The 8,258-nt window shown below is 68.8% G+C and carries 9 protein-coding genes and 1 pseudogene; 7 read left to right on the top strand and 3 right to left on the bottom strand.

The annotated features are described in order from the left end of the window. Positions 1-106 precede the first annotated feature (106 nt). From ACZ4MF_RS48385 to ACZ4MF_RS48365, 5 genes are all read left to right on the top strand, one after another. A complete protein-coding gene (locus ACZ4MF_RS48385) occupies positions 107-586 on the top strand; it encodes a transposase (RefSeq protein WP_467500765.1) in 480 nt (159 codons plus the stop codon). Positions 587-765: 179 nt separating this feature from the next. Beyond that, complete coding sequence (locus ACZ4MF_RS48380) at positions 766-1,674, top strand: phytoene/squalene synthase family protein (protein ID WP_467500763.1); 909 nt, start codon at positions 766-768, stop codon at positions 1,672-1,674. Between the two features lie 44 nt (positions 1,675-1,718). Beyond that, positions 1,719-2,744 carry a polyprenyl synthetase family protein gene (locus ACZ4MF_RS48375; protein ID WP_467500761.1) on the top strand — a complete coding sequence of 342 codons (1,026 nt, stop codon included), beginning with the start codon at positions 1,719-1,721 and terminating at the stop codon, positions 2,742-2,744. A 7-nt stretch (positions 2,745-2,751) separates the two neighbouring features. Continuing rightward, the gene (locus ACZ4MF_RS48370) at positions 2,752-3,357 is read left to right on the top strand and encodes an ABC transporter ATP-binding protein (protein ID WP_467500759.1); all 606 of its coding nucleotides are present in this window, start codon (positions 2,752-2,754) and stop codon (positions 3,355-3,357) included. Beyond that, positions 3,354-4,193 (top strand): ABC transporter permease, encoded by an 840-nt coding sequence (locus tag ACZ4MF_RS48365; protein WP_467500757.1) that lies wholly within the window; start codon positions 3,354-3,356, stop codon positions 4,191-4,193. The genes ACZ4MF_RS48370 and ACZ4MF_RS48365 overlap by 4 nt, the downstream gene beginning before the upstream one ends. 635 nt (positions 4,194-4,828) lie before the next feature. Here ACZ4MF_RS48365 and ACZ4MF_RS48360 read toward each other — a convergent pair. Both ACZ4MF_RS48360 and ACZ4MF_RS48355 read right to left on the bottom strand, forming a co-directional pair. Continuing rightward, a pseudogene (locus tag ACZ4MF_RS48360) lies at positions 4,829-5,104 on the bottom strand (GNAT family N-acetyltransferase); the annotation flags it as partial. Between the two features lie 262 nt (positions 5,105-5,366). Beyond that, the gene (locus ACZ4MF_RS48355; protein WP_467500756.1) at positions 5,367-6,308 is read right to left on the bottom strand and encodes an NmrA family NAD(P)-binding protein; all 942 of its coding nucleotides are present in this window, start codon (positions 6,306-6,308) and stop codon (positions 5,367-5,369) included. A 110-nt stretch (positions 6,309-6,418) separates the two neighbouring features. Between ACZ4MF_RS48355 and ACZ4MF_RS48350 the strand changes: the two genes are divergently transcribed. Continuing rightward, positions 6,419-7,159 carry a TetR/AcrR family transcriptional regulator gene (locus ACZ4MF_RS48350; protein WP_467500754.1) on the top strand — a complete coding sequence of 247 codons (741 nt, stop codon included), beginning with the start codon at positions 6,419-6,421 and terminating at the stop codon, positions 7,157-7,159. 80 nt (positions 7,160-7,239) lie between these two features. Continuing rightward, positions 7,240-7,470: a hypothetical protein gene (locus ACZ4MF_RS48345; protein ID WP_467500752.1), complete on the top strand. Its 231-nt coding sequence runs from the start codon at positions 7,240-7,242 to the stop codon at positions 7,468-7,470. Between the two features lie 226 nt (positions 7,471-7,696). On the opposite strand, the gene ACZ4MF_RS48340 is transcribed toward ACZ4MF_RS48345, so the two are convergent. After that, entirely contained in the window at positions 7,697-8,011 is a 315-nt protein-coding gene (locus ACZ4MF_RS48340; protein WP_467500751.1) for a hypothetical protein, read from the bottom strand. Positions 8,012-8,258 lie beyond the last annotated feature (247 nt).

Raw genomic sequence — 8,258 nt, 5'->3', positions numbered from 1 at the left:
GGTCACACTTCCGTAGACACAGCCAGGCACGAGCCCGCCGCTCCCACTACAAACGTCGAGGGCACAACCCCCAGATGCGGTTGCAGTACTAGGGCACGATCAGAACGTGGCCGGCATCGACACCATCCCCGGCATCAGCCCCGCGGCCGCCCAGATCATCATCGCCGAGACCGGCGGTGTCATGGCGCAGTTCGCCACCGCCGGGCACCTCTCTTCATGGATCGGGGTCTGCTCGGGGATGGACGAATCCGCCGGTGTCAACAAGTCCGGCCGCACCCGGCAGGGCAGCAACCACGAGCGCGTACTGGGCGTTGCCGAGATGGCGGCGATCCGGAACAAGGACTGCTGCCTCAGCGCCTACTACCGGTGCGTCGCCATCTGGCGTGGCCGGCGGCGGGCCCAGGTCGCCGTGATGCACAAGATCGCCATCGCGATCTGGCACATCCTCCGCAACAAGACCACCGACCAGGACCTGGGAGCCGACTACTTCACCCGCCGCGAACCCGAACGCGCCATCCGACGCATGACCAAGGAAGCCGACCGCCTCGGGCTCACCGTCCGCTTCGCCCCCATCGCCACAGCCTGACCCGCACACGCTCTATTTTTCGTGTCAGCGTCACGCACTCACGGTCAATGCCACAACAGCCAGACACCCTTGGGGGCGAATCAGTTCACCTCATTGAGTTGAGCCTCCTCGGCTCGCCTGCGTCAGCCCAGGCGGACCTGTGAGAGTCCGGTTTGGCCGGGGAGTCGAGTGGGGGTGCCGTGCTGGTACGACGCTGGTTGGACGCAGCAGGAATCAAGGATCCGGTGCTGCGGGAGTGTTACACCGTCTGTGCCCGCGCCGCTTTGCGGGAGCGTGGCGGTGTGGGCTGGGTAGGGACCCTCGCGGCGCCACCCGAGAGACGCGCCCACGCCGCCGCCGTGACCATGGTGATCCTCGAAGCTGATGACCGGGTGGACACAGGGCCACCCGAGGCGCGCCTTCGGCGTCTGGACGAGTGGATTGACGCCTGGTATGCCGCTCTGGAATCCGGGGGCAGTTCGGATCCGGTGCTGCACGCGGCGGCTCACGCGTGCAGCACCGTTTTCGACAGCCCGCCCCGGGCCCTGATGGAGGAGTGCTTTGCTGCGCTCCGCCGCAGCTGGGAGGCGACCGAGTTCGCCACCTACGAGGACTGGCAGACCTGGGCGACCGGCAGCAGCGGGGCTTCCGCTGTTTTGATCATGTCGACATGGGATGCGCTCGGCGAGGCCGGACAGGTCGGCGAGGGCATCGTGCGCGGCTACGGCGACGCGTTCCAGATGGTGGATTGTCTGGCCGATCTGTCGGAGGATTTGCGCGAGGGACAGCTGTATCTGCCGCTTGAGGACCTCGACCGGTTCGGCGTGCGCAGGGAGGATCTGGAGGCCGGGCGATGGACGGCGGCCACCAGGGAGCTGATCGCGTTCGAAGTGGCACGCATCACCAGTGGCTTGCCGGCCTTGTTGGACAGCACACGGCAGCACCCATGGCTGCACCGGTACGCGCCCGCTTTCGACACCCTCACCCGCGCGCTGTGCGCCGCCGTCCTCGCGGCGGGTCCCTCCATCCTGCGGTGCGTCGCCGTTCCACCGACAGGACCGATGGTTCAGGCGGGGCTGGGCCTGTGGCGTGCCGCCCTGGCGGGCTGAGGCGGGAGCGTGACTACGTTGAGTGAGAACTGGGGGAGAAACCCATGACGACCAAAGTGTCGGACACCGCCGGTACGGCAGGCAGCGAGTTGGATGACCGGACCGTCAACCAGTTGGTGGAGCAGGAGATCCGGCGTTGGGTGGGCGCCGGGGAAGACCTGATGAGCGTCGCGTGCCTGGACGCGCTGTTTCCGTCGGGCAAACTGCTGCGCCCCAGGCTGTGCGTGTGGTCTGCGGCCGCATCAGGGGGCACGGTGGACAAGACGTTGTCGTTTGCCGCCGGTCTGGAATGCCTGCATGTGGCGACCTTGATGCATGACGACGTCATCGACCAGGCCCCCGTCCGCCGCGCACGAGCTTCGGCTGTGGAGCACTTCGGTATCAGCATGGCGCTGATGGCCGGTGACGGGCTGGCTTCCACCGCGTACGTGGCGATGCTCGCCGGCACCGAAGCAGGATTGCCCGCCGACCGCGTCCTGCGGGCGGGGCGCGTCGCGGCGGACGCGCTCAAGCACACAGCTGCTGCCATCGCCCAGGAGGCTCTTGTCCGCGGAGATCTCACCTGTGTACTGGCGACCGTGCTGGAGATCATCCGGGGCAAGACCGGAGCGCTGACCAGTGCCGCATGCCAGGCCGGCGCGATCCTCGCCGACGCCCCGGCCGACCACGAGGCGGCACTGCGCACCTACGGCGAGGAACTCGGCGTGGCCTTCCAGATCCGCGACGATCTCCTTCCCTACGCGGCCGGAACGCCCGGCACCGAGAACTCCGGCGCGTTCAGCGATGTGGCCAACCGGCAGCCCACCGTCCCGGTCCTCCTCGCGCGGGACGCCGCCGACGGCGCCGACCGGGACACGCTCCACGACCTGTTCGTCGAAGAGACTGATGCCGTCACCGCTCACCAGCGGCTGTCCGAGGTCCTCATCCGCAGCGGTGCTCTCGACCAGGCCACCGAAATGGCCCGGACGCATGCCGCGAACGCGCGGGACGCACTGGCCCAGCTTCCTCCCTCGGCTGCCCGGCACAGGCTGGAAGAACTGACCACGACGGTCGTCGACCGTACCCGGTGACCGAGTAATGGAGGTCAAAGATCTGCACCATGCGTACGGTCAGCGGAAAGTGTTGCGAGGAATCCACCTGGACCTGGGTCCCGGTGCCCTCGTCGGAATCGTCGGGGAGAACGGGGCGGGCAAGTCCACCCTGCTGAAAATCCTCTCCGGCGAACTGCACCCGGACCGGGGAACGGTCCGCCATCAGGGCCGCTTCGGCTACTGCCCGCAGGACGTGGTCCTCAATGACGCCCTGACCGTCCACCAACACCTGAAGTTCTTCCAGGCCGCCTTCGGCCTGCCCGACCTGCACCATGCCGAGACGATCATGGAAACACTGCGGTTCGCCGAGTACGCCGACGAACGCTCCGGCGACCTCAGCGGCGGCACCCGGCAGAAACTCAACCTGACCCTCGCCCTCATGCACGACCCGCAGGTCCTGCTGCTGGACGAGCCCTACCAGGGCTTCGACTGGGACACATACCAGCAGTTCTGGCGCCTCGCAAGCCGCCTGCGCAGCGCCGGCCGCTCCGTCCTGGTCGTGTCCCACCTGGCCTACGACATCGAACGCCTCGACGAACTCTGGCACCTGGACAACGGCACCCTCATCCGCGGCACGGCGGTGGCGGCGTGAAACGGCACCTCGCTCTTTACACCACCGCCACCCGGTACGACCTGATCGAGCACGGCCGCAACACCTTCGCCATGCTCCTGGTCGCCCTGTACGTCCCCGTCTGGGTCACCCTCGCCTACCTCGTCATCCCTGACAAACTCGTCCCATTCCAACTGAGTGCCACAGGCGAGCGGCTCGCCCCGGCCGGCAACCTGCTCACCCAGATCACCGGCGCTCTCAACGCCGTCACGCTGATCACCGGCTTCATGATGTTCGCGGCCACGTTCAACAGCGGCCGCTTCGACCGGCGCCTGGCCCTGGCGGGCTACCCGCGCACTCACCTGGTCCTCGCCAAGACGACCTCCCTGGCCCTCGCCTCCGCAGCCGTCGCCACCTACGCCACCGCCGTCATCTGTGCCGCGTGGTCCCCCAAGCAGCCCGTCCAACTCGCCACCGCCCTCTTCGGAGCCGCCCTCACCTACGGTGCCCTCGGAGTCGTCTACGGTTCCCTGCTACGGCGCGAAGTAGAGGGCATGTTCCTGATGATCATGACCAGTGTCGTCGACGTGGCTCTGCAGAACCCCATGGCCAGCTCAGGAGCCAACAGCCCCTTCATCCGCCTGCTGCCCTCCTACGGCGCCATGCAGACCGCCGCAGCCGCCGGTTTCTCCACCATCGCCACCCCTGCCTACCTCGGCGTCCAACTCCTGTGGTTCACCGCAGCCGCTCTGGTCAGTCTCCTCACTTTCCATCACCGCACCCGCAACACCCTCCCGCCCGTCAACGGCCTGCCGTCCGACCTCCCGCGCCCGCGCCGCGACCAACCCCAATCGCCGCAACCCCGCACCCCGCGCTGAACAGCCTCACCTGCCATGCCGCGTCGGCTCGTCCGACGGCGCGGCCGCATACCCGGTCTCAAGCGCCAGATGGCGCGATCACCTGCCTGGCCTGGACAGCCCGCCAGCCAGTTCTGCTCGCCGCGGCACTTCTGCGCCGACATGACCTACGGCGCGCTCGGAATCGCCTTCGGCACTCTGCTGCGCAAGAGGCCGAAGGCATGTTCGCCATCGTGATGCCCAGCATCGTCGATCTTGCACTGCCGAACGCGTCGTGAGTTCCGGAGCCGACACCGCCATATACCTGCCCTCCTGCGGCGCCATACAGGCGGCCATCGCGGCGGGTTTCTCCCGTACCGCCGTCCCCCGGTACCTGCTCGTGCAGTTGGCGTGGTTTGCCACGGCTGGCCTCCTCCGGCTGCTGGTGTTCCACCCGGCGTACCCGCAGCGCCCGCCGCCGGCTGCTCCACCCGGTGCGTCCCTACCACGTGCCCCGCGGACGACGGCGGATCGTTGACCTGAAGACGCCCCGGACGACACCTACAACGCGGTGATCATCCTGTACCGCTTCGGCGCAATGAGCCGCGAGCAGGCAATCGACCTGCCTCAGAGATGATCCATCGGTACGAAGCCCTGTCGAGGTCGCGGGAGCAGACGTAGCCGAGAGAGGCGAGTCCTTCCGCCTGGCACAGGCGGTCCGAGGTGCCGCCGACCTCGGTCTGGAGGAGCTGGTACGCCGCCCCGTTCTCGCAACCCCAGCACATGGCCGCGCGCCACAGGGCACGGCCGTAGCCGAGACCGCGGTGTTCGGGGAGGACGTCGAAGTACTGCGGGAGGCGTTGAGTGCGTCCGGTCGCGTCGATCATGGTCTGCATGGGGCCGATCGCGCCAGCGACGCGGCCGCCGTGGGTGAGGGTGGGGACGGGGCCGACGCACGGCCGGTACTCGTTCCAGCCCCCGACCTGCCCGTAGGGCTACGCCCCCTGCGCGCCCCCGAGGCACCCGAGGCACCCGAGGCACCCGAGGACGAGCGAGACATCAGCCGACGGCCCCTCTGGGGCACCTGGCCCGGGTCACGGGGCCTGGATGCACCCCGAGGGGCGGGGCGCTGTTCAACCAGGCGGTGGGCAACCAGGTCGTCGGAAGCAATCGGATGCCTGAAGGATCACCCGGGCGGCCAGGCGCAGCCTGCTGCTACGGGGTGCCGAGCAACCGGATGCGCAGTGCGGCGGCGCCGCCCTCGGAGAGCCAGTCCGCCAGGGTGCGCAGTCCGGGGTGGATGACCCGCAGAGCCTCGATGTCGGCGTGCCAGCGTTGGCCAGAGATCCACCGTTGCCGGGTCTCGGCGATGCCCGGGTTCAGCGCGGCGGCCTCGTCGTGGGTGAGCTGCTCGTAGTGCACCGCGATTCCGGTGGCAGCACTGATCGCGGCGACGGCCTCAGCCGGGGTCGGGTTGTCACCGGCCAACTCCAGAGTCCGTCCAGCGAACCGGTCCGGTTGCTCGAAGGCCAGAGCAGCGAACTCGGCGATGTCTTCGAGGGCAATGATCTGGACAGGCTCGTTCGGCGGAAAGAGGTGCCGGTGGACGCCGTCAACGATCCCGTCGAGGCCGATGCCGGATTCCCCGAGGTAGTTCGTCATGAACCGTACCGGGCGCAGCACGGTCACGAGTGGGATCTGTTCGCGCAGGTACTGCTCGATGCGCCGCTTTCCCGGGGCCGCGAACGCGTCTGCCGAGGTCGAGGCGACACCGGTGAACACCACGTGGCGGACACCTGCGGCTGCTGCTGCGTCGGCCAGGGCCCGGCCGCGGGTGAACTCCAGTTCTGGGTTGCTGCCGGCTGGCCCGTAGGCAACCGGCGGCACGGCGAACAGAGCGGTGGTGCCGTCCAGTGCCGGCGCCAGGCCTGACGGCTCGTCGAAGTCTGCGAGGGCCAACTCGGCTCCTGCGTCCGCGAGCGCTGCGGCGGCGGGCGCGGTCTTGTCCCGTACCAGCGCGCGCACCGGTCGGCCGCTGGCCAGCAGCCGTCGCGCCGTCGCGCCACCCTGCTTGCCGGTCGCGCCGGTGACAGCGACGGGGCCGTCGGCGAGGCCCTGGGGCGGGCCGGTGACGGAATGGATTGGTTCGGCGGACATGTCGTCCTCTCCTTTCCCCGGGGGCCGGTTGCTACGGACAGGGTGGTGAACCCGGGGATATCTGGAATACTCCAACCCGGTTGAGTCGGGTGCACAAGGGGTTTCGTGACATGACTACAGTGATCAGCGGTGGCGACCGGGCCGATGCCCGCCGCAACCGGGCCAAGGTGCTGTCCGCCGCTGGTGAGGCATTCGCCGAGCAGGGACTCGACGTCCCGCTCGGCGAGATCGCGCGCCGGGCCGGTGTCGGCGCCGGCACCGTGTACCGGCACTTTCCGAATAAACAGGTTCTCCTTGAGGCGGTGTTCGTCCAGCACCTGGACGAACTGGTCGCCTCGGGCGAGCGACGGATGGCCCGATTCGCGCCTACCGAGGCGTTCTTCGGGTTCCTGATGGACGTCGTCGAGAAGTCCCACAAGCGCGGGCATATATGCGATGTCGTGGCCGCCGACGCGAGTTGGCCGCGCCCGATGCTCACGGCGTCCGTGCTGCGATTCCGCCAGGTCCTGACCGCGCTGCTCCACGCGGCGCAGCGGGCCGTCGGTGTCCGCGCTGACATCGGCCCCGACGATGTCGTCTCACTCACCGTCGGATGCGCCTCGATGCTCGCTGCCCGCCGCGATCGATCGGCCGGCCTCAGACTCGTCCAGCTGACCCTGGACGGTCTGCGCCCCTCCGCTATCGTCACGGAACGCCAAGGCTTTCGTGATGGCCTCGGTGTCCGCCGGGAAACCGTCGTGTTCTGTGAGGAATGCGGGGCTACGCTCACGGTCCGGCCCACCGGTCGCCCGGTACGTTACTGCGGGGCTACTTGCCGGCAGCGGGCCCGCCGTCGACGCCTCGCGGGCTGAACGGGCTGGAGTCGTGTTCTTCTCGTCGGCCCGGCAGTCCACGCTCGACGGACTTGACACGGCCAAGCACGCGGCGCCCGGTGATCACCGACCACATCGTGCACGCCGTGCTGCGGCGCCGCAGCAGACGCACTCCTCGCCGGGCCGCTCCTCGCGACGCCGATGCCAGCGGCACGGACGCACTCCATCAGCCCTTGGAGGCTGAGGCCGACTGGCTCGCGCAACTCGGCGACGTCTTCGCCACGTCACCCGCCATCGCCCACGTCCGAGCCACTGTCCGCGAGCGCACCGGCCCGACCGTGGGCGACTGAGGGTGGATCTCGCCGTAAGCGTGCCGTGCCACAACGGCGCCGCTACATAATTGTTGACGCCGCCACACTGTTTGACCGTTGACAGTGTGGAACCCGCCCTGGCCGATCGACCGGCGGGTGGGGTGGTGCGGAGCCCAAGCCCACTACTTCAGCGCGGCCCAGTTGCGCACGGGCGACAACCTGCACGGCCTAGCGGGCTGCCGCCGGTGGTGGCTGCATCACCGCATCACCCACTACCCGCCAGCTGCAGGGTCAGCAGTGTCTGCTCGACGAACCCGGCCTCGCCAAGGGCGAAGCGGCGCGATCCTCCGCACGACCCGGCGGCGCCCGGGCCGGTGACAGCCTGGCCGTCGCACGTGCCGCCGTCCACGGCGCCAGAGCGCCCGAAACCGGCAATGACCAGCAGTTGAGCCAGGAGCACAAAGCGTTCGGCGGCATCGTGCAGTTCCTGTCCGCGCCGGATGGCGACCCGGTGTGGGGCTCCGCGGTCGCACGGGGTCCCGCGCACAAGGGCTACATCAGCGCCGGCATCGGCATCCATGTCCCCGTCCGCCGCCGCCTCGGCCGCTCCGAGCAGCCCCCCACGTCGCCACCCGCATGCGAAACGCGCTGATCAGGCACGGCCGAGCACTCGACGAGCGCACCGCGGCGGAGCTGAAGGAACATTGGCGTGCGCTAGGGCCTGTCGTCAAATGATCTTGACTGGTGGATCATGGTCGGGTGATGCGTCGCCATGAACTGTCCGATGCCGAGTGGGAGTTCGTCCGGCCGTTGCTGCCCGTGTCGTC

This window comes from Streptomyces sp. NPDC025793 (genome assembly GCF_055558375.1).
This window is presented reverse-complemented; position numbering and strand designations above follow the sequence as displayed.

Coding starts and splice junctions, on each gene's coding strand:
- ACZ4MF_RS48375 (WP_467500761.1), top strand. CDS start 1,719: ATGACGACCAAAGTGTCGGACACCGCCGGTACGGCAGGCAGCGAGTTG.
- ACZ4MF_RS48370 (WP_467500759.1), top strand. CDS start 2,752: ATGGAGGTCAAAGATCTGCACCATGCGTACGGTCAGCGGAAAGTGTTG.
- ACZ4MF_RS48355 (WP_467500756.1), bottom strand. CDS start 6,308: ATGTCCGCCGAACCAATCCATTCCGTCACCGGCCCGCCCCAGGGCCTC.
- ACZ4MF_RS48350 (WP_467500754.1), top strand. CDS start 6,419: ATGACTACAGTGATCAGCGGTGGCGACCGGGCCGATGCCCGCCGCAAC.
- ACZ4MF_RS48340 (WP_467500751.1), bottom strand. CDS start 8,011: ATGGATGCCGATGCCGGCGCTGATGTAGCCCTTGTGCGCGGGACCCCG.